The following is a 20,272-nucleotide window of genomic DNA, read 5'->3' on the forward strand; positions in this document are numbered from 1 at the left end:
TCCACGTCATGCTTCATATGTATTCTTATTAAAACTTCTCATTATATAATTTAAACATGTTACGCTTAATCTTCTTTAAAGCACTTTTTTTAACTTTCCCATACTGCTTTATATCCTGATGAGCTTCTAATTCATAATCTTCTACCATACCCACACTAATCATTTCTTCCAAGTAGTACATGATCTCGCTGTTACTAAAGTTGATCTCCTTAGTCTTATTCATTTCGAATACCTCTTCATTAATTGTTTCATAGCTTTTCAATAATACCAATCTCCTTTTTATGTATTTTATTAAATTATATCATTGCTAAACACAAAGTCAAGATAATTATGTATTTTGTTATTTAATTGTGCTCTTGTTTATATAATAATGCGAAACTATCAAATCATCTAGTGAGATTTAAAAATAAATTTAAATAAAGATATAAACCTTAATTTTCAATTAATTGGTAAGAAGTTTTGTCGAAACTTGTAGAAAAATAAAGAAATAACATTTCATTCATATTTGAATTGTTGTATTATTGACTATAGTGAATGATATGTCAGAAGTAAAATTATAACAATCACTAACTTTATACTTGTAATTTATAGGAAAATTTCCAATAATTATAATATATAATAAGGAAGGGGAATGAATTATTAAAATGAATAATGTAAAGAGAGTACATATAAAGAAAGATGAATCTGTCGAGTCTGCATTACTTTTAGTGATCAGTAAGTTATCTATTTCACAACCAGAGGAATCATTAAAGTTACTGGCAATGTGTGCAAAAGATGATATACCTAAGATGAGTGTTTTAAATTATGCACTAGATATGGTTGAAAAGAATAATTATCTAAGCTAGATTGAGTTTAAAATACATATCAATATTTTACTAAAAATAATAAATTTGTATTATAAGTTAGTTAGTAGGAATACATATGTTTGATAAATAGTTAAATAATTTGACTCGAAAAGACGATTTCTAATGAAAGTATCATTACTCGTAACTAGATCTCATTTTAATAGTAGAAATGTAGATTATATAAGGGGAATGATGCTACTTAGTCGTTTATTTTCGAGTCATTTTTATGTTTAATTAGAGCTGCAAAATTAAGCTTATATTCAACGTTTATAAGGATATTACATGTAATGTGTAATTTATATAGGAAATAGTCGTTCATGTTTAGTCGTGAATATCCAATGTTTATAATGGTTTTAGAGGTGAAAATACGGTGAATATAGGTTGAAAAGTGTGATTTGTGACTAATTTACTATTCTATGATATTCAATGATAGTAAGGATATTTGATGAAATTTACGATTACGATTACGAGTAATGGAACAGTGATTAAATAGGTAAGTAGTACTAATTTTAGGTATATCGGATTATTGATAGAGAAGGTGAGAGGAGAGTGATGAAAATATGAAAACGTAAAAATTATCATGGTGTGGAAATAGATGTGGTAGCCCTAATAATTGATCACTCCATAAAACTCAAGATGTAAACTAACCCCCATATCCAAGCTATAAGGGCATATAATGTATATTATTTTACCTATATCTTACAATAAATACCATCTACAACTACCACTCTCACACCTAAAACTCTCCAATATCTCATAAAAAAATACGAACATATGCTCCTATAACCGTAAAGTATAACTATATTATATAAAATCGAATATTAGCTTTTTTAAATCAGCAAAATTTAGAATGTGTTGTTATATTCGTAGTATAACAGGACGCGCACAGTCGAGGTATTCTTTTTAAGTATTTCACTTTTTGTGGATATGTTGATAACCTGTGTATAACTTTGTTGATAATTTTAATTGTAGTATAAATTATTATATTCAACTCTTTACTCTGGTAGCAATTACATTAATATCACTCTAACTATACTTATAACTGTTAGCAGCATATACACATTTATAAATAACTAACAATTTAATCAGCAAAATTCAATAATCAAACTCCATACAAAATAAAAAAGCAGCAAGTATATTTCAACTCGCTACTAATCTAATGTTAAACTGTTATGTAAATAATAAAATAGGATAACATTTATTTATTAAGGTTACTGGTACTACTCATTGCAATAATAATTGAATGTTTTATATAAACAATAGAATATGTAAAATATAAAAATGAGAAAAATAAAATGTAGTTGCATAGTATCTTACATATAGTAATAGTGCTTGATAGTCATATTACAAGTAGTACTCCTATATCTTACTTCTTTAACTTTGATGATTATTATCTTATCAACTTACTTTACTTGTACACTAAACATACTATCTAGTTATTAACTGTTATATAAATGATAGTCACATAAGCTAACTAACTTGTTAGCGTTGTGGACAAACGACTGCTTGCAGTTGTGCGTCAGGCACTTAATCTCTTTATTACGATCAACGTTGAAACTTGGCTATAATATCCTCCATTATATATTAGTATTAAATAGGGATATTATAGCCAAAATAATTTATGTATTTATACCGTTAATCACATTAACTCTGGTAACTCTAAAGTAATATCTTCAACTTGTTTTGGTTGTATCTTAAACATTGCATGTGCTTGTTGTGGTGTTAAGCTATTATCAATTAAGAATGTATTGAGTAACTCATAGCTATTTATGTATGATGTACTTGAACGTCTAATCAGTTTATCGTTCACATCCTTATCTTTATCTAAATAATCTATAAGTATCTTACTGGCATCATTAGAACGATTGCGTGCATTTTCCATTATACGTTTCCTTACTTCATAATTAACTTTGTTATGTATTAATTGCTTTTCTATCTTATCTAACAAATCTATGCGCTCATCTTCCAAGTGATCATTATTAAATATAAGATGGTGTGACTTGAAACTTCTAAGTATATTTAGTTCCTTTAATAGTCTATCATTTACTATCTTATTAAATTTGAATGTCAATCCTTCTTTGTATAGTACATTGTATTTATCATCTTTATTGAATCCTAACTGAATCATTGTTTCTCTATGTATACGTAATATGTTTCTTAATTCATCTGTAGTAGCTTCTCTAAGAGCTTCTTTGGTTTGTAACGGTGCAGGTTTATATGTAGTCCTTTCTATTCCATTATGGTCTATATTGCTATCGATATATAGCTTTAAATTTCCATACTCATTGTAATTAGTAGAAGCTAACTCGACAACTTTAATCATAATAACTTCTTTGTGAAATAGAAGCTTTTTCTTTTCGAGCCTATTCATAATTGTCTTTAAGTTTCCTACTAGGGAACTGTTTACATTATTGTAATAGTCATTAACATGCTCTAAATCAATATTTAATCCATTAGCAAGGAGTGGGCGATTGTAACCATAATACTTACTATAATTATGATTAACCAGTTTTAATGCTTGCATAAGTGCATTATTAGGTAACAACAATTCACCGTCACCGCAAAGCATTAAATCAATAAGTAATAGTTCTGCATCAGTTATGTACGGTGCTGTATTTCCATTTAATGAGCGGTTATCATTCTTTTCTTTTGGCTCTTGGTATATTTCTTTGATAATAAATTTACGTCCTTGTTTATCGTAGTCAATGTATCTTTCCAATTCTTTTAATTGTGATGTCTTAGCAGCTCCAGATTTTACTTTTTCACCTAATACAGTACATAATTCAGGATAATTCTTAAATACGTCTCCAACCTTAACGTTATCTAAATTAATATTAATCAACCTTTCCATTTTTAATATTTTCACAATGATATACATACTCTTTGTATTCATCAAATGTATATCCGTTTAATTCAGCAATATAAGTTAAGGCATCAATAAATAGATCTTCTTTGATATCAAATCTTTTAGCGTTATTCTTATACCATTCAAATACGTTACTATCATGCTTAGATGAATTTATACTGTCCCAAATTGGAAGCATGTTAGAAAGTGTAGTGCCTTCAATTTCCCATGCAACTGGTATTACATGATCCATATGCAAATTTACTTCTTTACCTGTAAACGCACATTTATCATCAAACATTTTTAATAATTCACTTTTTTCTTCTTCTGTAAAGTCATTCTTTAATTTTTTCAATCTTTCGATTCTTTTATTTTTGTTAGTTATGTATGGATAATTAAATTGATTTTGTACTTCCATTGTGTTAAGTACATCTTCATTTTCATATAATCTTAACTTTTTTGCGTTTAAAATGACTGTAACGTGATTAATGTTTTCTGCTTCCAGTACTCTTATGTAATTATGTTTTAGTAGTTCGTCTAAATTGTTTTGAATTCCATGCTTTTTATTAATTCTAACAAAGAAAGAGGGGACTGATATGTTTACTATCATGTTCATTAACCATTTTAATGTTTCATTTGTCAGAAATGGTCTATGTTCATTTGCAATTTGAATTAAAAAATCATCATCTCTAACTAGCTTTAAACTATTAATAAATGAGTGATGTCTTTTTATTTTGTTTTTGCATATGAAACAATTTACATGTTCTTGATTCGGGTCATTAGATTCTGAATCATAGATGCCAAATATTAAAAATACACTGGAAGATGATCCATAATAATGTTCGCATGGTATACATACTTCAGCTACTTCTTCGTTATCAATAAGTTGGGACTCTATGTATTGTAATTCCTTTTCTAACTCTTCTTTTCTTTGTTTTAGTTTTTCAGTTTTACTGTTCATCTAATCAATTCCTTTTCTATTATTAATGTGTAGTAGGGAAGTGGTACAACTCTATAATGTATCGGCTCTAATCATATTCAATTTTGAATCAATCCTTTGTTATGTATTTTATATATTTATAATTTTTAGTAACGGCAAAAAGAGAGCAGCTTAAATATAAGTTAGCTGCTCAAAATATCACAATTCTCATTTTAATTTCCCTTTGATCCAATCACTGTAATCACAATTCTAACTATAAATACAATCACAAGTATTCCGTACAATCCAATAATAACCCAATCAAATACAGTTAAGTTTCCGAAATCAATCCACTGATACATAAGAAACGGTAAGAACAAGATAAAAAATAAATTAAGATAACCGATTTTTTTTAGCATATTTTAAGTGAGTATGGTAATATTATTATCAATAGGGAAGGGGAATAAATCCCCTCCGACTACTTGCGACTTTTCTTCTTTGGCTTTTGGTAGGGCTTAGAAGAAGGTCGCTTTTTGCTTGTCCTCATATCGTGTATGTCTTTTAAGGAAGAAGTAATTCCTTTAAAGATTGCTACGACTGAGCCTGTTATCATGATAATGTGTTCAATATCCATACTTCACTGTGTCATCTCCTTTCCTTTAATATATTACTATTATATACCATAAATTAATAAAACACAATACTATTTATGTATTTTATTAAATAATTTCACGCTAAATATATCTACTCAATTTGTAGACTCTATTGTTTTTAAATTTAATTCTATATTCATCGTCTGACTTTTTAACCATATCAATTACTTTTCCATTTATTATTTCTATACTGCGTAATCCATTATTTATCTCATTGTTACATACTGTAATAAAATATAACTGTTCACCTTGAAGCGGTTCGCATTTCCACTTTTCAAATTTTAATTTTGTACTAGGCAGTGGAGTAGGCGGATTAAGGTTTAATTTAAAGATAACTTTACTTATAAGCTTTATTACATGCTCTTTAATACTAAATTGTTTATGGTGTTCTCTACGTGTAATCATAGGCTTCTACATTGAAAATTTACAATAATTTTGATTATCATGTTTTATCGATCCTTTTCGTGTTGTATTTTATTATTTAATTTTAAACCATTGCCGTTAATTTAAAATTAACGCTTTTGTTTATAACTTCATACATCTTTAATTTGTCTTTCATATCAGATAAATTAGAAGTGCATTTCATAAACCCTATTCCTAAATCGATCCAAAGCATTACAGCGTTAACTAACTTTACTTTGCTATTTTTATCATAACCATTTCTAATCATAATTGATTCACGAATGATCTTATATTCTTTATTTAACTCTTTTAAAGTTGTGAATGGTTGGCTTGTTTCAAGAGTTTTCATTTTATTTTACCTCCAATTATTTAGATAAAAAGCATATATTATTTAAAGAAGAGTAGGGGAGAAATAATCTCCCGAACTTATTTAGGTAAATGTTCAGACTCTAATATCAAGCGTCCTTTATAATAAGCATCTTCTGGTGTTAAAAATCCAGACTTATAATGTCTCTTGCCTTTAACTGTTATCCAAGCACGATAGCGAACTTCTTTAGATTTACGGGTATAATACTTGCTAACTCCTCTAAACCCAGTTGTACTATCTTTGCGAGGATCTTTATCTTTAAAGAGAGGTTTCACAATACCGTCAACTCGTTTATTGTCATATTCTTCTCTCAAGTTTTTAAAATCTTTATCTTTTTTATAACACCCACACGATTGCGTTTCGCCACTTTTTAGGTAGTTACCAATCTTATCGACTATCTCTCCGCAGTCACATTTACATGACCATACAGTACGATTATTTTTATTGTAATCAGCTCGATTTATGACTGTTAATCTACCAAAACGTTTACCAGTTAAATCTATTAATTTCATTTTTATATACCTCTAACAGGACTAACTATGCTCGTACTTGCAAAGCATTATAATCATAATCTTCACCGTCTGCCCAAGCATTAAGATCAAAATCTGTTAAATCAAGTATATCCTCTACACTCATTGAATGATTAGTTACAACCTCCGTCAATACTTCAACATTGTTTTCATCATGTACATAAACTAATTTCATTTGTTTTTCCTCCCAAAATTTAGTATGTAGTTTCATTCTAACTTAAAACCTAATCTAAATAAATAACTGTATCTAATTTACTTACTTAGATTAAGCTTTAAGCAGTCAACTTAATGACTCGTTACTATTTCCTTGTCTTTATAATACTACAGATACACAATAATGTAAAGTTGTATTATGTATTTTATTAATTAATTATTGTCATTAAAAATAAAGCAACTGAAATTGCATTAACAGTAACTCCGATCTTATAAAAAGAAACCTTATCTTCTTGCGAGTCATCATCCATCCATAAAAAATCATCTACAACAGACTTAATTTTACTAATCATCATGATTCCTCCTATGGAAGATGAGAGTAGGGAAAACCTCTCAATCATCAAATTTTAATTTTATATGCTTATCTACATTATCAGCAACAACGATCAATTCATTTTGAATAACTTCAACAATAATACTTGTATCGTTTTCTGCAGCTATACAGTTAATACTATCTTTATACTTTTGGATCTTGCTGTATAACTCATTTGAGTTCTTACTTGCTTTTAAATCATCTATGATGTGTCTTAAATCAGCGTATACTTTCAATTTGTTCTACCTCCTTTTTATGTATCTAACTTGTTGTAGGAGGGAGAGGAGTAATTAATATGGTTATTTTATTTAGAAGTAACTTCTTTAAAGGCGTCTAATACTTGCCAACTACCACTGTTGACAGTTACTTTATTTTTATTTGAGTTACACCATCTTGTTACTTCTGCCATGTCATTAAATGACTTGCATTTCCTTAAGCCTCTTTTAATTGTCGTATACCATACTTGATATTTTCCATTTAAGCCAATTTGAGCATATAAAGAATCAAACATTTTTATTCACTCCTTTTCTTATATTTTTTAGATAAAAAAACAGTTGTTTTACTTAATCTTCATCATTGTCCAATTCTCGATAGTGTACATAGTTTTCATGATTGTAAATTAGTTCATGTAAAGGCTCTATAACGTCTAATAAGTCAACTGCATCGGTTTCAGTATAGCTAATGATTGTATTAAGTAACTCTTCATGCTTTTCGCTATATGGGATCTTGTACTCTCTAAGAGTAAGTAGGCATGATTTATATATTTGTTCTAATTGTGTAATGTTCATTTTATTCACTCCATTTATTAAAAGTTAATCATCTAATCCATCTTCAAAAATCTTGAAAAACACATAGTCAGAAAGCCAATCATTAAAGTTTTTGTGATCGGTTTCTTCATGTCTTAATTCCTCTAAATACATTTTATAAGCTACATTTCTTTCATTGTCTGACATGTTTTCAATGTAAGCTATTGATTGGCTTTCTGGACATCTCATATGTTTATTCTCCATTCATGATTTAATTACTTAGCTTCTTTAATCTTCATAAGTTCCCATAAAGAATCGTCTGCAAAAGTACCGATAAACTTTTTACCATGATGAAGGGTAGTAGTATCAATTTTAAAATTCTCATCTATTTTATAATCGTTTAATCCAACATAAACAACGTTTTCAGTTTCTGCTTTAGGATCTAAGAAGTAGTGACCATACTCATTACTATACATATAGAATAATTCTGTTTGATTATCTTTTAATTTACTTGTTTGTACTAAAGTGCATTTACTTGAAGTGTTTTTTATTTCTTTAGCTAAGACTTCTGTATTTGAAACTCCAGTGAAAAGTGTGAAAGCTGCAGCAATTGAAAGTAAAATGTTTTTGATTTTCATAATTAAGTACCATCCTTTTTTTATTTTATTATTTAAAACTCTCTATAGGTTTAACTGTACACTCTGAACATATATTTAATTCATAATATTTACTTTTACTTCTATACGGTCTAACATGCACGCTATCATCATTTGTTTGAATAACTGTACCTTTTACTACACTATCGCCAAAAACATTATACATAGTTATTTCTACTTTTTGGCCAACGTTTAATTCCTTTAATTCGTTTAATCCTAAGAAATGACGATCAAAATCCGTTTTAATTTTTATATTAAGATGCTTTTCGATTTCAGAAACAAACTTTACAGGTACGTATGGTAAACAGTTATTACCTTCTCTAATGGAAAAATCTAAAATCTTACTGTCGTCGAAAGTATACATATTATTATTTCTCATAAACTGTAGAGCTTTTTTGAAGTTTTCATTATCCATAAAGAAGTTGATCCTACAAACATTTATACCATTATGATAAATTTCAGTCTCTTCACTATTTTTATATTGTAATCGCTCATATTCCTTTTGAGTGAAAATACGTTCTTTCCATGTACCATCAATAATTTTATGATAAACATTATAGTCTGTTTTATCCTTGAAGATAAAGTAATTTTCTTGATAGTCAATTATGTCTAGATTAAATGATTCTTCAATTTCTGAAGCAACTTCTGTATCAATTTTTTCAATTGAATAAATTCCTACGCTTGCGTCATATTCATTTAAAAACTCTAATAACTCGTTATTTAATACCATTTCCATTTGTAGAACACTCCATTTCATCATTAGTAGGTGAGAGGGGTAATAATCAACACTAGATTAGATAATATTTACTTTTTATTAAAGCTTAATTTATTACGAATTTTGAAAATCTAGAATATAATTTTATGCGTTTTTCAAATGTTAAAATAGCTTTGTCAAGGAAGGTAATTGTTTCAGGATAATTAGTAACACTTGTAATAACCTGATAGTTACCGTCATATTCTACTAACTCAACAGTAATTCCATTTTTAAGAACTTCTTTTCTCAAAGTTTTCATTTTCTTTTCCTCCTAATTAATTATGTATTTTGTATTACAACCTCCCTCGAAAGAGGGAACGCTCACAGCTTAATGTCTTTTTATACTCGCTGTGACGAGTTTATTTAATCATTGTTTCTGCAAACTCTTTTGCTTTATTGTACTCATTTGAATCAAACCACTTTACATTCATGCGTCTTCCATTTCTAAAAATAGTTACTTTAATTTCATAAACTCCAATTTGCATTTCAGTATGAATATATGATTTCATTTCAATTTCCTCCTATAAAGTAAGTACTTTATAAAATAACCTATGCTCGTATCATCGCTACATTGTTTCATTGTACGCTCGCTCTTTCGAGATCATGGCGACTAGGTGACTTTATGAAATACTTACTTTTATGTATTTTGTTAACTAAAGTATAAAACTACTTCAACTTAATTACAAGATTTATTTAGGTGCTGCTTGTGATTAAGTATTTCGTTTTCTTAACTGTCCTTATATTACCATGTTCAGATTATATCTGTCAATGAATTTTGTGTATTTTATTATTTAATTTTCGATATGTTTTTTGAAGATGTGATTTGTTAATAAATCCAAAAGAATAAATTGAGTTTCTTCCTATAATAAGGATTAAAAATTAGTTTAAAAAATTTGAAGGTGAACTAGATAGCCAGTTACATATCTGGAATGGGAGGTAAGAACAATTAATAATTTAATATCCAAACAAACTAATATACGATCTCAGCAATTGAAAAAGGCTGCAGAGATCATATTCAAGATTACTGCTAATTACCAATCAATCTCATAATAATACCAAACAAGAAAATATTTGAAATTATTTTTAAAAAACACTTGTATCTTACTTATAAGATATATATAATTTATTTATAGCTTACTTATAAGGTAAATTTCAGAAAGAAACGAAATCGTTTATGTTTGAACGATTGAAAAGCTGCTATTTAGATTGTTGGTATGAAAATGTGTCCGGTAAGGTGAACTAATTAATAAAATAAATAAAAGTTACATATTATCCATTAATTAGTTGAATATTTAATTCTGAATTTGAAAAATAATCCAATTTCATGGTTATGCAAGTTAACTAGGTGTGATATAATGAAATTAAAAAACATAAAATAACAAAATAAATAAAATACATAGTTAAAAGGAGAATAAGGAAATGATGAATCAATTAAAATTAGTTGCGAATAACTCAGTAGGGTATAATCGAGAAATAAGCTACAATAAATATGAGGTATACAACACTTTGCTGCATATGGATGGAGAAGTAAGAGAAGAGTGCATTAACAATATTAATGAAGAATATGGTTTTGAATTAGTCGATAAATATGATCTTGCTCGATATGAAATTTCAGTAAATAATTCTGATGTAGAACTGGAACTACCTAACTTATTTACACCAAGCTTCACTCAAGATGAAACTGATTACTACAAAGATCAAATGAAAGAGCTGCAAAAGGGATACATGAAGTTATTAGCTAATCAATAAAAGTAACATAATAATATGTTTATACATGTTTATTTTTTAATCGTTAAATAAATATATACATAACGATTAATGGTAAGTGGTATTTGGTGTAACAAACAACAGAAACTAAACTCTACGAGTACGCTAGTTATGCTAAAAGATGTTGTACTATATATGTTTATGTAATATCTCAATATTATTTAAATTAAAGGTATATAAGAGGTAATAACGAATGTATTTCAGAGTAACTAGAATTCTATGGATAAAAATCAGAAAATATAGAATTTGTAAATGCAGAAAATGAAATTTGTAGAATTTCTAAAAGCAAAAAATGAAACGCACAGAATTTTATAAATCGAAAAAATCAAAACTATAGAATTAAAAAATCAAAATCGTAGAATTTTACATTTCAAAAATTGAAAACTGTAAAATTTTGAATACGAAAATAGAGATAAATAGAAATCTTGATTTATTAATTGTGTGATTTTGAAAATTAAATCTAACAGAATTTAAGGAGTGTAGAAAATGATAAAAGCAAGTATGCCGATGACAATTAGTAAATTTGAAAAACTTATTGATGCTGAGAGAATGTATTTTAATTATCCAATTCAACGAAGAGACGAGCAGTGGAATTTAAAACAGAATTCATTATTAGTCCATTCCTTAATAGCTGACTATCCAATACCACCGATTTACACTGTTGCTGAAGTAGAGACTAAAGATGGTAAAACAGCAAACTCCTATAAGGTTATTGACGGTAAACAACGAATAACGAATTTGGTATCATACTTTAAAGGAAATTATGCTTTACATCCAAATACTCCTCCAGTAAATATTAATGGTACGTATTTTAGTATATGTAAAATGAAATTTGAGCAATTACCAGAACAGGTAAAGTTAGAATTCCAAACTAAAACACTGAATATGTATTATCTAAGTGATGTTAGTGATGAAGAAATTGCAGACCTGATTTACAGATTAAATAATGGCGTCTACTTCAGTGTACACCAAAAGAATAAAGCTGTTATGGGTGTAAATGCTTCTATAAAATTAAATAAGCTATCAGAACATCCCTTCATGATTAAAAATGCTCACTTTACACCATCGCAAATACGAAAAAGTGAAGATCACGCAGTTTTGCTTCAGACTCTTATGTTGTTTGATGAAGGATATGAGTTAAAGTCATTCGCTAGTGATGAGCTAACAAAATATTCACAGCGACTATATGAAGAAATGAATGAAGAGATTTTTGAGGCTGCAGAAAAAGCTATGACTCTTTTACATGAAGCTTATGGAGATGAAACAGACAAGTTCTTATTAAGAAAAATTAATTTACCTACATTAATATATGTAATGAAACATTTTGAAGATCAAGGTTATGACAAGCAATATCTCATTGTTTGGTTAACGTTATTCTCTAATACTTTACAAGGTGTTTCGGATGAGATTCCAACTGATTATAAAGAATTTGCTAGTGCATGGGGTATTAAGAAGGTAAATGTTATTGGACGCTTAGAATCGATCACAAAACATTTAGATGAATTCTATAACCAAAAGGTAAAAATTGAAGTGTAATTAAAATTAAATAATAAAATACACAAAATACATTGACTGAAAATGCAGATGTATGGTAATCTTGTGGTAAGAAAAATGGTGTCTTCAACTAGCTAGAAATGATCATGAGTTTGTAGTTGGAAGTTGTATACCATTTGTACATAAAGTAAAATTTAAAGTAAGTAAAATTGGAGGGATTCTAAATGCTTTACACGAAAGAATATCTTATTGAAAAAACTGCAACAAATGAATACGAAATAGAGTATATAAATAATTTAACGGATGAAATTTTTAACCAAATAGTAGAAGCTATTGAATACAATGAAAAGGAATCTGTGACATTTAAAGATATCCAAGAGTACGGTATGATACTCAGTGTAATGCGTTATGATTTCATTACTAGAGAAAAACTCAAAAAACGATATCCTAATGAGGAATATGCAGATTTTCATTTAAAGGAAATGACAAATGAATGGGAGATATATAGGAATGTAAATGATGAAACTACTATGAAAATAGTTATGGCAGACCAACATTTTTACACTATGAGTAGATTCGGAACAGGTTTAGATTTATCGTCTTATGTAAAATTTAACTATGTTGCGGATTGGTTTACAATTGTCGACCTTAATGGCAGAGAAATGTGTGGATTCCCGGTAGCTCAAAAACATGCTCAAGCAAATTAAATTTTTCGTAAAAGTATAATATTATCTAAAGATAGGAGAGGTTTAAATATGGCAAAGGATTTCTTTTTAGAGAAAACAGATGTAGAACTAATTCAATTATATAATCTGATTGGAGATAAGCGTACAAATAATATTGATTATAATTTAAGCGAGGACGAACTTATGATTATTAGTTCGGTTTCAAAAAGACGTTTAACTTATAAGACTAAATATGATAATGGAATACCTTCAATGTATAAGTAACAGGAGGAATGAGAAATGACAAAAGATGAATCTATAGTGCGTACTAAAAATGTTAATACTGATGAAGATATCATGTCTGATGAATTACTCAGTTACAAATCAGATCACTCTGTAATTACACTAAAAACAGAAATGAAAGATTTAGGTAGAGCATTACGAGATAAAAAAGACGAGTTGAATAAACAAGAAATTGAAGCTATAAATAAAGGTATTTCAGATATAAAAGAAACACTGAAGTTATTGAAAGTAAAACATGGTGTTATCTAGAGATTAAGTAAAATCAGCATTTTATAAAGCTTAGGAGGAATATATTTATGAAAGTAAATGTTCAAACAAAAGAAGCATTACAGGTGATTTCTGATACATTAAACAAGGCTAAGATGTTACTTGCATTTGATATAGTTAAAAAGCCAAACAGAGTAGAATTAAATGTTAAAACAGAAGAAAAAGAAGTTGTCTTCACTTGTGTTGATCCATTAAATATGGAGACTTTTCTAGAAAAATTAAAAACTTCAGTCCCATATCACAATGATGATATTGACGAACTTCTTGCTGAGCTTGCTTCTTAAGACTTGATGCTCAGCAAGTTAATTGGATAATAGAAGTCTATTATTATTGAATCTTTAGGAAGAAGGGAAGTACGAATGAAACAGGAACTTAGGGATGCAATAGCATATATTGCAGGAAATTTAATTTCTAACAATATATCAGCATCTATTTATTCACTTGATACACGTAGTCATATTCAATTTTCTGGTGAATTAACTACTGACAAAGTAATTGTATACGACACTCAGATGGAAAATAAAATTACAGGTAAAAAAGTGGGCGCATATATAAACTGTATCATCATGCAGTTAATGGCTTCGTAGATTTATCAGTAGATGGTTTTACTTTCAATGGATACGATTATTTGTCTCAGCATCATTATAAAGGGACAATGAGAGGTAATACTGTAGATTTTTATGATTTTGAAGACAAAAAATATCATTATTATAAATTGAAAATAAATTAATTCAAAAGAATATTATAATTGAATTATATAAAATGAAGTTATTATAAAGATGGCAGTGAATTAAATGGAAGCACTATTAATTACACTAGGAATGCTTTTCGCATATGTATGCGGAATGTTTCTTGGTAATTCTATTGGAAAATATAATGCATACAAGGAAATAAACAGTAAAATGAAATAAGTGAGTTTTATTATCAAAAAAAATTGAAGGAATGAATAATGTTAATAGTAAAGGGTAAAAATGAGAAATCGATTTACATTAGAGATAATGTTTTAAATGAAAATAGCTTAGTCATTGAAACTGAAAAAGGCTCACTAGTGAACGTTAGTGATATTGACTTTAATTATGCTCAAATAAACAAACTTAACTGGATAGTTGAATTGGAAGACTTATTAAGTGATTACGAAGAGATCAATGCGAAGTACAGTAATTTAATTTTATACTTGAACTTAAAGGAAGAAGAAATTGAAGTTGTGAAGAAAATGAGTGAGAATATTAAAATTGATGTTATTTTAAGCATCCAAACGAACGGTGTCTTAGAAGTCACAGGAATCCTATAAATTAAAAAAGCGGTGGTTATAATAGAGGTATTAGGAGCAAGACTTAAAAAGCTGAGAGAAGAAAATAAAGCATTTAACAAAGAATGGACTCAAGGGTATGTAGCTGATAAGTTATGTGTAGCTAGAGTCACTTATACAGCTTATGAAAATGGCACTAAACAACCTACATTAGAAACATTAATCAATATAGCTGATTTGTTCGATGTGTCTATTGATTACTTGTTGGGAAGAAGTATACAAAAGGGCTACGATGATGTAGACAGTTATATTGATGAGTTTGTAGGCATAATAGAAACAATTCCAAAAGGTAAAGTAGACGAATCAAAAATGAAAATTTTAGCTTATTCAAAAGGATTGGCTGATGCTTATAGTGACTAAAGTTAGATGAATTAGAACTATTATTGAAATTCTAGGAGGTGAAGTATATGGAAAAAATTTTAATTGAGACCACTAAAGAAAAAGCAAATCAAACTATTGCACTTCTAGAAATGTTGAAACTTGGTTTTACTGAGAGTGAGTACTACACTGATTTAATTAATGATATATTAAGGGATTTTGAGAAAGCTGTAGAGTAATGAAATAGAAAAAGGTGGATTGCATGTTTAAAAAATTTACTGATGTCGAAGATTTTCTTGTCTGGATGGCAGAGGAATGTGGTACTGATGTAACTACAGTATTAGATACAAAAATGCGAGCTGAAGGTGCTTTAGATGCTTTCTATGAGATAAGAGATGAAGTTGAAATCTTGAACAGAGAAAATGAAATTTTAAAAGACAAATTACAACTATTATCACCATTTAAAAAATGGAACTGTGATGGTTGTAATAAAGGAATAGAAGTACAGAAAGATCATGTTTCTGAATATTGTTGCAGTGGTTTTGAATGTGGCTGTATGGGACTTCCAATCAATCCTGCATTTTGTGACGAATGTACGAAGAAAGTTTTTGGAAAAGACTCGTACTTAGATAGTTAATAGCGTAATTAAAGCGTATTTACATAAAACACATCTATTATTGAAATAAAAAGAGAAAATTTGAAGGTGAGAGATATGAAATTTAGTGAAATATTAGACAGTTATGAGGAACAAGCAACAGAGGGCGAATGTAGTGGTGATTGGATTGACCATTTTTATTTAACTGTCAAAGAGTATTTTTTAGAATGTGAAGAAAATGGAACAAGAGCAAGTATAAAGGAATTAAAAGCAGCCATTATTAAAAGAGCGAAAAATGATGATTTTGGCTTTAAATAATTAATTAGTATTTGAAAGATATTGCAAAATAAAAGGAGAGGTGAATATGGAGAAAAAAGAAACTTGTTTATGGTGTAATCGAAAAGACAATAAGGAAAGTCTAGTTGATAATGCCACTAAGAATGATGGTTTTTCACTTTGGTATCACGAAAATTGTTTGGGAAAATTAAAAGATAAAACAGGTCAGTAATTACTGAACACTTTGATTAAAACAAGATGGGGTTGCATTCTTGTTTTAATTGACAATATACATAAAGGATAATAATGAATGAATGAGAAAAGTAAAATTTGGCTACAAGTACCAACTGAAATCGTCAGAAACATTGGATTTAAAATCGATGAGAAGTCTTTTGCTGTATATGCGTATTTACTTTATAAGAAGTTTAAAGCGTTCAATAATAGCGAAATAGATATATTACTTAGAGATATAAAAGCTGTTACTGGAATTACAGATAACAGAACAATTAAGAAGTGCTTTTTAAATTTACATAATCAAGGTTTAATCAGTAATCAATTAGATAAGTTACCAATTAACAAACCATTACAAATTATAATGTTAGAGCCTTATAAAAGTGACTACTTCACACAATTACCTTTAGAGCTATTAAAATCATTGAACAGTATAGGTTTAATTGGATTTAGATTAATGTATTACTATGAATCCTATATTAACAGAAGCAACATATCAAAACAGTTCTGTTATCCAAGTTATGAAACTATCCAAATCGATTTAGGAATAAGTAATTTCTCTGTAACAAAGTACAATAAGTTATTATCAAAAGAAAAACTACTTACTATTACTAAACACAAAGCAGAATATGATCCATTTGGAGATAGTGGATTAGAAAAGTTCAATAATCATTATAGTGTAAATTTACATAACATATGAATAGTAGAAGAAGGATAGAAGAGGAAAATTTTCACGATTGGAATTTTACCTGTAAAGGTGAAATTATAAATCGTAAATACTGTATATTATGTATCTTATATATTATTCTTTATATACAAAGATTTATGCAACCTTTACTGGTAAATCGCTTTAACGATACTGGTAATTGAACTAGCCAATAGTTGCATATTTCTTTACTAATGAAATAAGGCGTTATTAATTCATAGAGAGCTTAAGTTAAGTCAGTATATAAAGTATCCAGATAAAGACTGAAACGATTAAAATAAATTGGAAATAATATTAAAAGTTAAATGAAAGATAGATATTATCGAAGCAAATACATAAGACAGAAGGAGAGGTCTTACCATATGACAAACATCTATATTATTTTAAGAAATGGAGAGTTGTATCACGGTATAAAAAGTAAACATAAATCTGTAAAGGCTTTTACAAGTAAAGGGATTGCAGAAGGAGTTGTTAAGAGGGATGTAAGTAAAATTGCAAGTAAGATGTATCATAACATGGACATTAAACCTCAAGTAGATAATTATGAAACAGAAGTGTATAAAAGATTTTTAGATATTGTAGATAAAGAATTTGAAATCAGAGAAATAAATCTTTGAAGTTTTATAATAACTGAATATTAATAAGAGCTTAGGTTCACTTAAAACCTGAGCAAAGTAGAGGTGATACGTTGAGTCGTATTTATTGCGGTAAAGGTACTTGGGAAAACAAAGTTAGAATTTCCTTTGATAATCATAAAAGTTCTCTGATTTATATTTTTGATACTTTAGAAGAGGCAAGTAAATTTTATGAGGATTTTGATTTCACTGGTAAGAAGTTAAGTGTGCTTAAGTACATAAAGTTTAAGTTCTGTAAGCATGAAAACATGTACAAATTAGATTGCAATTCTGATAGGTATTATTATAAATATTGTCCTGATTGTAATAAAGCAGAATATATTAATACTGAAACATTTGAACAAAAAGTTGAGAGGTTTGATAAATTGAATAAACGAATCAAACAGGACAGGATAACTGAATTAAGAAAAGACATCGATTTAAAACAACAGAAGCTAGAGAAATTAACTAAAGAATACATTGTGGAGTTTAGTGAAAAATTTTAATAATAGTGATTTATTATAAAAATACATAATAAGAAGAAAATGAAAATTAATAGGAGGTTTTAGAAATGCATAATCAATGGACTTTCACAGAAGCAGATAATATTGAATGGGTGCATGAAACATTTTATAGCAAAATAGACGCTAGAGCAGAAGGAAAGAAAATGTTTAAAGGTAAAGACATTATAATAGGACAGTTAAAGGATCATGGAAATAGTTATGCTGTAGAAAATCAAGAGGTAATTAAAGTTAGATAATAGAACCGTTTTATTAAAAGGAGGAAGAGGTAAATGAATGAAAAGTTACAAGAGATTATCGATTATTTAAATGACGGCATTAACTATGATAAGCGAAATTTCATCAAGGAATTATCAATGAATTGTGATGATACAATGGGATTTTCGCCAGACGAATTAAGTATTATGTTGGGTAGTAGGTTAACTGGAGATTTAGATTCATATAATGAAGAATTCTTCAATAAAGTCATCGAGTCAGTAGTAAAAGTAATCGGATCGTTTAAAGATGATTATTAAGTAAAAGAGGAGTTTTATAAAAAGTTAAATGGAGGAATGACAAATGATTTATGAAATAAGAAGTAAAGGATTAATGGGTAGTGGCTCGTCTTCATTAAATAAATATTTTAAGTGTAAAGAAAATGCTAAAGAGTATGTAGATGAGCTGAATGAATACTTACCTAACATGTATTTTGTAAATGAAATTAAACTCGAAGATGAGGAGGTAATTTAGTTGAGTAAACAAATAAAATACGCAATACAATACGAACATCTTAAAATTGAATTAGTTAAAAATGAGAATCAAGAATGGCATTTCAATCAAGTTAAGAAACATGCAAATAATAATCAAGTTGAATTATCCGATGAGGATTTTTAGCGACTGTTTAAATTGCAGATGAATGACAAGGATATTGAATGGATGCTGCATAAGATGGGAATGTGTAAGATGTCTCTTGTTGATGCGTTAGTTTCCTACATAATATATTAAATAATTTGATTCAATTAATGAAAGGAGTAACGAGAATGAATATTTTAGAATTAATTAATAAAAGTCCATATAGTTGTGATTTAGCAGAGTGCGAATTTCTATTGAATCATTATAAAAGTTTAGACAATACATATGATTTCGAGATGAAGATTAATGCATTAAATAGACAAATAAAGAAATTAACAAAACCAAAAACAATTCCCCAATGGGAATTAGACGCAATGGAATATATAGAACTCACTATAAGATGGGAGTCTTTAGGATGTTATTGGAAAGATAACTCATCTTATTGTAAATGGTATTATAAAGATAGAGAGTTTTATATGTGGTGGAGTGGATCTCATATTTCAGACAATATTATAAAAGCTAGAGAAGCTGATAATTTGTTAGACGAGATAATAGCTGATAATAAATTTGACATAGGAGATATTCATCCTTGTCCGAAAGAGTTCACATCTGATGATGTAAACAATGCCATTAGCAACTACGGGGAATTCATTATTGAACAACAAAATAAGGAGGATTTTTGTGGTTGAATTGAGTCCTAGCAGAGAAGAATTAGCTAACGAAATAAGGATTTTGCGAGATTATATCCATGAGATTTCTGAAGTGTGGCATAGTTATCATATAGACGGTATATCTAAGAAAAAATGTATTAAGAAGGTAGATAACGTTTTAAATGATTATTATTCAAATGAAAAAATTGGTTTAGATATATCTGAATTAACACATGAATTGTTTAAATAATAGTCACGTTTTATAAAAAGTAGGAGGTTAAATTATATGGCTAAATATTGCGATAAAGAGTGTGAAGAATTAGGTGGAATATGTGATTTCTGTATCCACTATCAAGATGAAAATGAAGGAACTGATAAAGGTTTTGCAGGTGAAGGTAAATGTTTGATGAAAAACGAAGTAGTAGTTGCTCATGATGGTTGTGATGATGATTTTCATTGTTTTAGATTAGAAAATAAATAAA

Annotated in this window: 39 protein-coding genes; 24 read left to right on the forward strand and 15 right to left on the reverse strand. The window is 28.3% G+C overall.

Features of this window, described 5'->3' with window-relative positions; genetic code table 11:
- Positions 1-28 precede the first annotated feature (28 nt).
- Positions 29-262: a hypothetical protein gene (locus MOK21_RS10590; protein ID WP_249073904.1), complete on the reverse strand. Its 234-nt coding sequence runs from the start codon at positions 260-262 to the stop codon at positions 29-31.
- A 382-nt stretch (positions 263-644) separates the two neighbouring features.
- Here MOK21_RS10590 and MOK21_RS10595 point away from each other — a divergent pair, with 382 nt between their 5' ends.
- A complete protein-coding gene (locus MOK21_RS10595) occupies positions 645-845 on the forward strand; it encodes a hypothetical protein (protein ID WP_249073905.1) in 201 nt (66 codons plus the stop codon).
- Positions 846-2,484: 1,639 nt separating this feature from the next.
- Here MOK21_RS10595 and MOK21_RS10600 read toward each other — a convergent pair.
- The 14 genes from MOK21_RS10600 to MOK21_RS10665 form a co-directional block, all read right to left on the reverse strand.
- Positions 2,485-3,711 (reverse strand): hypothetical protein, encoded by a 1,227-nt coding sequence (locus MOK21_RS10600; protein ID WP_249073907.1) that lies wholly within the window; start codon positions 3,709-3,711, stop codon positions 2,485-2,487.
- Positions 3,680-4,651: a hypothetical protein gene (locus MOK21_RS10605; RefSeq protein WP_249073908.1), complete on the reverse strand. Its 972-nt coding sequence runs from the start codon at positions 4,649-4,651 to the stop codon at positions 3,680-3,682. The genes MOK21_RS10600 and MOK21_RS10605 overlap by 32 nt, the downstream gene beginning before the upstream one ends.
- A 1,098-nt stretch (positions 4,652-5,749) precedes the next feature.
- Positions 5,750-6,013 (reverse strand): hypothetical protein, encoded by a 264-nt coding sequence (locus tag MOK21_RS10610; RefSeq protein ID WP_249073909.1) that lies wholly within the window; start codon positions 6,011-6,013, stop codon positions 5,750-5,752.
- A gap of 77 nt (positions 6,014-6,090) precedes the next feature.
- Complete coding sequence (locus tag MOK21_RS10615; RefSeq protein ID WP_249073910.1) at positions 6,091-6,543, reverse strand: hypothetical protein; 453 nt, start codon at positions 6,541-6,543, stop codon at positions 6,091-6,093.
- A gap of 25 nt (positions 6,544-6,568) precedes the next feature.
- A complete protein-coding gene (locus MOK21_RS10620) occupies positions 6,569-6,736 on the reverse strand; it encodes a hypothetical protein (protein WP_249073911.1) in 168 nt (55 codons plus the stop codon).
- Between the two features lie 187 nt (positions 6,737-6,923).
- On the reverse strand, positions 6,924-7,067 hold the full coding sequence (locus tag MOK21_RS10625; protein ID WP_249073912.1) for a hypothetical protein: 144 nt from the start codon (positions 7,065-7,067) through the stop codon (positions 6,924-6,926).
- A gap of 40 nt (positions 7,068-7,107) precedes the next feature.
- Positions 7,108-7,323, reverse strand: a complete 216-nt coding sequence (locus MOK21_RS10630) for a hypothetical protein (RefSeq protein WP_249073913.1) — start codon at positions 7,321-7,323, stop codon at positions 7,108-7,110.
- 68 nt (positions 7,324-7,391) lie between these two features.
- Positions 7,392-7,598, reverse strand: a complete 207-nt coding sequence (locus MOK21_RS10635) for a hypothetical protein (protein WP_249073914.1) — start codon at positions 7,596-7,598, stop codon at positions 7,392-7,394.
- A 52-nt stretch (positions 7,599-7,650) separates the two neighbouring features.
- Entirely contained in the window at positions 7,651-7,875 is a 225-nt protein-coding gene (locus tag MOK21_RS10640) for a hypothetical protein (RefSeq protein WP_249073915.1), read from the reverse strand.
- A gap of 24 nt (positions 7,876-7,899) precedes the next feature.
- Complete coding sequence (locus tag MOK21_RS10645) at positions 7,900-8,082, reverse strand: hypothetical protein (RefSeq protein ID WP_249073916.1); 183 nt, start codon at positions 8,080-8,082, stop codon at positions 7,900-7,902.
- Positions 8,083-8,108: 26 nt separating this feature from the next.
- Positions 8,109-8,471: a hypothetical protein gene (locus MOK21_RS10650; protein ID WP_249073917.1), complete on the reverse strand. Its 363-nt coding sequence runs from the start codon at positions 8,469-8,471 to the stop codon at positions 8,109-8,111.
- A 28-nt stretch (positions 8,472-8,499) separates the two neighbouring features.
- A complete protein-coding gene (locus MOK21_RS10655) occupies positions 8,500-9,225 on the reverse strand; it encodes a hypothetical protein (protein ID WP_249073918.1) in 726 nt (241 codons plus the stop codon).
- 85 nt (positions 9,226-9,310) lie between these two features.
- Positions 9,311-9,502 carry a hypothetical protein gene (locus tag MOK21_RS10660; protein WP_249073919.1) on the reverse strand — a complete coding sequence of 64 codons (192 nt, stop codon included), beginning with the start codon at positions 9,500-9,502 and terminating at the stop codon, positions 9,311-9,313.
- A gap of 100 nt (positions 9,503-9,602) precedes the next feature.
- Positions 9,603-9,752 carry a hypothetical protein gene (locus MOK21_RS10665; protein ID WP_249073920.1) on the reverse strand — a complete coding sequence of 50 codons (150 nt, stop codon included), beginning with the start codon at positions 9,750-9,752 and terminating at the stop codon, positions 9,603-9,605.
- A gap of 910 nt (positions 9,753-10,662) precedes the next feature.
- Here MOK21_RS10665 and MOK21_RS10670 point away from each other — a divergent pair.
- From MOK21_RS10670 to MOK21_RS10780, 23 genes are all read left to right on the forward strand, one after another.
- Positions 10,663-10,992 (forward strand): hypothetical protein, encoded by a 330-nt coding sequence (locus MOK21_RS10670; RefSeq protein ID WP_249073921.1) that lies wholly within the window; start codon positions 10,663-10,665, stop codon positions 10,990-10,992.
- A 504-nt stretch (positions 10,993-11,496) separates the two neighbouring features.
- Positions 11,497-12,546, forward strand: a complete 1,050-nt coding sequence (locus MOK21_RS10675; RefSeq protein ID WP_249073922.1) for a DUF262 domain-containing protein — start codon at positions 11,497-11,499, stop codon at positions 12,544-12,546.
- A gap of 182 nt (positions 12,547-12,728) precedes the next feature.
- Positions 12,729-13,211 (forward strand): hypothetical protein, encoded by a 483-nt coding sequence (locus MOK21_RS10680; protein WP_249073923.1) that lies wholly within the window; start codon positions 12,729-12,731, stop codon positions 13,209-13,211.
- Positions 13,212-13,259: 48 nt separating this feature from the next.
- Positions 13,260-13,454, forward strand: a complete 195-nt coding sequence (locus tag MOK21_RS10685) for a hypothetical protein (RefSeq protein ID WP_249073924.1) — start codon at positions 13,260-13,262, stop codon at positions 13,452-13,454.
- Between the two features lie 15 nt (positions 13,455-13,469).
- On the forward strand, positions 13,470-13,721 hold the full coding sequence (locus tag MOK21_RS10690) for a hypothetical protein (protein ID WP_249073925.1): 252 nt from the start codon (positions 13,470-13,472) through the stop codon (positions 13,719-13,721).
- A 47-nt stretch (positions 13,722-13,768) separates the two neighbouring features.
- Positions 13,769-14,023: a hypothetical protein gene (locus MOK21_RS10695; RefSeq protein WP_249073926.1), complete on the forward strand. Its 255-nt coding sequence runs from the start codon at positions 13,769-13,771 to the stop codon at positions 14,021-14,023.
- Between the two features lie 75 nt (positions 14,024-14,098).
- Complete coding sequence (locus tag MOK21_RS10700; protein ID WP_249073927.1) at positions 14,099-14,326, forward strand: hypothetical protein; 228 nt, start codon at positions 14,099-14,101, stop codon at positions 14,324-14,326.
- Between the two features lie 362 nt (positions 14,327-14,688).
- Entirely contained in the window at positions 14,689-15,030 is a 342-nt protein-coding gene (locus tag MOK21_RS10705; protein ID WP_249073928.1) for a hypothetical protein, read from the forward strand.
- Positions 15,031-15,051: 21 nt separating this feature from the next.
- The gene (locus MOK21_RS10710) at positions 15,052-15,408 is read left to right on the forward strand and encodes a helix-turn-helix domain-containing protein (RefSeq protein ID WP_249074096.1); all 357 of its coding nucleotides are present in this window, start codon (positions 15,052-15,054) and stop codon (positions 15,406-15,408) included.
- 47 nt (positions 15,409-15,455) lie between these two features.
- Positions 15,456-15,605, forward strand: coding sequence for a hypothetical protein (locus MOK21_RS10715; protein ID WP_249073929.1), 150 nt, complete (start codon positions 15,456-15,458; stop codon positions 15,603-15,605).
- A gap of 23 nt (positions 15,606-15,628) precedes the next feature.
- Positions 15,629-16,003 carry a hypothetical protein gene (locus MOK21_RS10720; RefSeq protein ID WP_249073930.1) on the forward strand — a complete coding sequence of 125 codons (375 nt, stop codon included), beginning with the start codon at positions 15,629-15,631 and terminating at the stop codon, positions 16,001-16,003.
- 75 nt (positions 16,004-16,078) lie between these two features.
- On the forward strand, positions 16,079-16,279 hold the full coding sequence (locus MOK21_RS10725) for a hypothetical protein (protein ID WP_249073931.1): 201 nt from the start codon (positions 16,079-16,081) through the stop codon (positions 16,277-16,279).
- A 46-nt stretch (positions 16,280-16,325) separates the two neighbouring features.
- A complete protein-coding gene (locus MOK21_RS10730) occupies positions 16,326-16,469 on the forward strand; it encodes a hypothetical protein (RefSeq protein ID WP_249073932.1) in 144 nt (47 codons plus the stop codon).
- A gap of 78 nt (positions 16,470-16,547) precedes the next feature.
- Positions 16,548-17,168 (forward strand): hypothetical protein, encoded by a 621-nt coding sequence (locus tag MOK21_RS10735; RefSeq protein ID WP_249073933.1) that lies wholly within the window; start codon positions 16,548-16,550, stop codon positions 17,166-17,168.
- Positions 17,169-17,536: 368 nt separating this feature from the next.
- Positions 17,537-17,791 carry a hypothetical protein gene (locus MOK21_RS10740; RefSeq protein WP_249073934.1) on the forward strand — a complete coding sequence of 85 codons (255 nt, stop codon included), beginning with the start codon at positions 17,537-17,539 and terminating at the stop codon, positions 17,789-17,791.
- Between the two features lie 71 nt (positions 17,792-17,862).
- The gene (locus MOK21_RS10745; RefSeq protein ID WP_249073935.1) at positions 17,863-18,294 is read left to right on the forward strand and encodes a hypothetical protein; all 432 of its coding nucleotides are present in this window, start codon (positions 17,863-17,865) and stop codon (positions 18,292-18,294) included.
- A gap of 65 nt (positions 18,295-18,359) precedes the next feature.
- The gene (locus MOK21_RS10750) at positions 18,360-18,548 is read left to right on the forward strand and encodes a hypothetical protein (protein WP_249073936.1); all 189 of its coding nucleotides are present in this window, start codon (positions 18,360-18,362) and stop codon (positions 18,546-18,548) included.
- Between the two features lie 33 nt (positions 18,549-18,581).
- Positions 18,582-18,824, forward strand: a complete 243-nt coding sequence (locus tag MOK21_RS10755) for a hypothetical protein (RefSeq protein WP_249073937.1) — start codon at positions 18,582-18,584, stop codon at positions 18,822-18,824.
- A 43-nt stretch (positions 18,825-18,867) separates the two neighbouring features.
- Complete coding sequence (locus tag MOK21_RS10760) at positions 18,868-19,038, forward strand: hypothetical protein (RefSeq protein WP_249073938.1); 171 nt, start codon at positions 18,868-18,870, stop codon at positions 19,036-19,038.
- Positions 19,039-19,182 carry a hypothetical protein gene (locus tag MOK21_RS10765; RefSeq protein ID WP_249073939.1) on the forward strand — a complete coding sequence of 48 codons (144 nt, stop codon included), beginning with the start codon at positions 19,039-19,041 and terminating at the stop codon, positions 19,180-19,182.
- 146 nt (positions 19,183-19,328) lie between these two features.
- A complete protein-coding gene (locus tag MOK21_RS10770) occupies positions 19,329-19,829 on the forward strand; it encodes a hypothetical protein (RefSeq protein WP_249073940.1) in 501 nt (166 codons plus the stop codon).
- Positions 19,822-20,040, forward strand: coding sequence for a hypothetical protein (locus MOK21_RS10775; protein WP_249073941.1), 219 nt, complete (start codon positions 19,822-19,824; stop codon positions 20,038-20,040). The genes MOK21_RS10770 and MOK21_RS10775 overlap by 8 nt, the downstream gene beginning before the upstream one ends.
- Positions 20,041-20,076: 36 nt before the next feature.
- A complete protein-coding gene (locus MOK21_RS10780) occupies positions 20,077-20,271 on the forward strand; it encodes a hypothetical protein (RefSeq protein WP_249073942.1) in 195 nt (64 codons plus the stop codon).
- Position 20,272: the final 1 nt, after the last annotated feature.

The sequence above is a fragment of the Lysinibacillus sp. BPa_S21 genome (assembly GCF_023337795.1).
GTDB lineage: Bacteria > Bacillota > Bacilli > Bacillales_A > Planococcaceae > Lysinibacillus.

What these genes read in the sequence shown, in the direction of transcription:
- MOK21_RS10595 (WP_249073905.1), top strand. Translation starts at nt 645, where the DNA reads ATGAATAATGTAAAGAGAGTACATATAAAGAAAGATGAATCTGTCGAG.
- MOK21_RS10605 (WP_249073908.1), bottom strand. Translation starts at nt 4,651, where the DNA reads ATGAACAGTAAAACTGAAAAACTAAAACAAAGAAAAGAAGAGTTAGAA.
- MOK21_RS10610 (WP_249073909.1), bottom strand. Translation starts at nt 6,013, where the DNA reads ATGAAAACTCTTGAAACAAGCCAACCATTCACAACTTTAAAAGAGTTA.
- MOK21_RS10615 (WP_249073910.1), bottom strand. Translation starts at nt 6,543, where the DNA reads ATGAAATTAATAGATTTAACTGGTAAACGTTTTGGTAGATTAACAGTC.
- MOK21_RS10620 (WP_249073911.1), bottom strand. Translation starts at nt 6,736, where the DNA reads ATGAAATTAGTTTATGTACATGATGAAAACAATGTTGAAGTATTGACG.
- MOK21_RS10625 (WP_249073912.1), bottom strand. Translation starts at nt 7,067, where the DNA reads ATGATTAGTAAAATTAAGTCTGTTGTAGATGATTTTTTATGGATGGAT.
- MOK21_RS10635 (WP_249073914.1), bottom strand. Translation starts at nt 7,598, where the DNA reads ATGTTTGATTCTTTATATGCTCAAATTGGCTTAAATGGAAAATATCAA.
- MOK21_RS10640 (WP_249073915.1), bottom strand. Translation starts at nt 7,875, where the DNA reads ATGAACATTACACAATTAGAACAAATATATAAATCATGCCTACTTACT.
- MOK21_RS10645 (WP_249073916.1), bottom strand. Translation starts at nt 8,082, where the DNA reads ATGAGATGTCCAGAAAGCCAATCAATAGCTTACATTGAAAACATGTCA.
- MOK21_RS10650 (WP_249073917.1), bottom strand. Translation starts at nt 8,471, where the DNA reads ATGAAAATCAAAAACATTTTACTTTCAATTGCTGCAGCTTTCACACTT.
- MOK21_RS10655 (WP_249073918.1), bottom strand. Translation starts at nt 9,225, where the DNA reads ATGGAAATGGTATTAAATAACGAGTTATTAGAGTTTTTAAATGAATAT.
- MOK21_RS10660 (WP_249073919.1), bottom strand. Translation starts at nt 9,502, where the DNA reads ATGAAAACTTTGAGAAAAGAAGTTCTTAAAAATGGAATTACTGTTGAG.
- MOK21_RS10665 (WP_249073920.1), bottom strand. Translation starts at nt 9,752, where the DNA reads ATGAAATCATATATTCATACTGAAATGCAAATTGGAGTTTATGAAATT.
- MOK21_RS10670 (WP_249073921.1), top strand. Translation starts at nt 10,663, where the DNA reads ATGATGAATCAATTAAAATTAGTTGCGAATAACTCAGTAGGGTATAAT.
- MOK21_RS10675 (WP_249073922.1), top strand. Translation starts at nt 11,497, where the DNA reads ATGATAAAAGCAAGTATGCCGATGACAATTAGTAAATTTGAAAAACTT.
- MOK21_RS10680 (WP_249073923.1), top strand. Translation starts at nt 12,729, where the DNA reads ATGCTTTACACGAAAGAATATCTTATTGAAAAAACTGCAACAAATGAA.
- MOK21_RS10685 (WP_249073924.1), top strand. Translation starts at nt 13,260, where the DNA reads ATGGCAAAGGATTTCTTTTTAGAGAAAACAGATGTAGAACTAATTCAA.
- MOK21_RS10690 (WP_249073925.1), top strand. Translation starts at nt 13,470, where the DNA reads ATGACAAAAGATGAATCTATAGTGCGTACTAAAAATGTTAATACTGAT.
- MOK21_RS10695 (WP_249073926.1), top strand. Translation starts at nt 13,769, where the DNA reads ATGAAAGTAAATGTTCAAACAAAAGAAGCATTACAGGTGATTTCTGAT.
- MOK21_RS10700 (WP_249073927.1), top strand. Translation starts at nt 14,099, where the DNA reads ATGAAACAGGAACTTAGGGATGCAATAGCATATATTGCAGGAAATTTA.
- MOK21_RS10705 (WP_249073928.1), top strand. Translation starts at nt 14,689, where the DNA reads ATGTTAATAGTAAAGGGTAAAAATGAGAAATCGATTTACATTAGAGAT.
- MOK21_RS10715 (WP_249073929.1), top strand. Translation starts at nt 15,456, where the DNA reads ATGGAAAAAATTTTAATTGAGACCACTAAAGAAAAAGCAAATCAAACT.
- MOK21_RS10720 (WP_249073930.1), top strand. Translation starts at nt 15,629, where the DNA reads ATGTTTAAAAAATTTACTGATGTCGAAGATTTTCTTGTCTGGATGGCA.
- MOK21_RS10725 (WP_249073931.1), top strand. Translation starts at nt 16,079, where the DNA reads ATGAAATTTAGTGAAATATTAGACAGTTATGAGGAACAAGCAACAGAG.
- MOK21_RS10730 (WP_249073932.1), top strand. Translation starts at nt 16,326, where the DNA reads ATGGAGAAAAAAGAAACTTGTTTATGGTGTAATCGAAAAGACAATAAG.
- MOK21_RS10735 (WP_249073933.1), top strand. Translation starts at nt 16,548, where the DNA reads ATGAATGAGAAAAGTAAAATTTGGCTACAAGTACCAACTGAAATCGTC.
- MOK21_RS10740 (WP_249073934.1), top strand. Translation starts at nt 17,537, where the DNA reads ATGACAAACATCTATATTATTTTAAGAAATGGAGAGTTGTATCACGGT.
- MOK21_RS10750 (WP_249073936.1), top strand. Translation starts at nt 18,360, where the DNA reads ATGCATAATCAATGGACTTTCACAGAAGCAGATAATATTGAATGGGTG.
- MOK21_RS10755 (WP_249073937.1), top strand. Translation starts at nt 18,582, where the DNA reads ATGAATGAAAAGTTACAAGAGATTATCGATTATTTAAATGACGGCATT.
- MOK21_RS10760 (WP_249073938.1), top strand. Translation starts at nt 18,868, where the DNA reads ATGATTTATGAAATAAGAAGTAAAGGATTAATGGGTAGTGGCTCGTCT.
- MOK21_RS10770 (WP_249073940.1), top strand. Translation starts at nt 19,329, where the DNA reads ATGAATATTTTAGAATTAATTAATAAAAGTCCATATAGTTGTGATTTA.
- MOK21_RS10780 (WP_249073942.1), top strand. Translation starts at nt 20,077, where the DNA reads ATGGCTAAATATTGCGATAAAGAGTGTGAAGAATTAGGTGGAATATGT.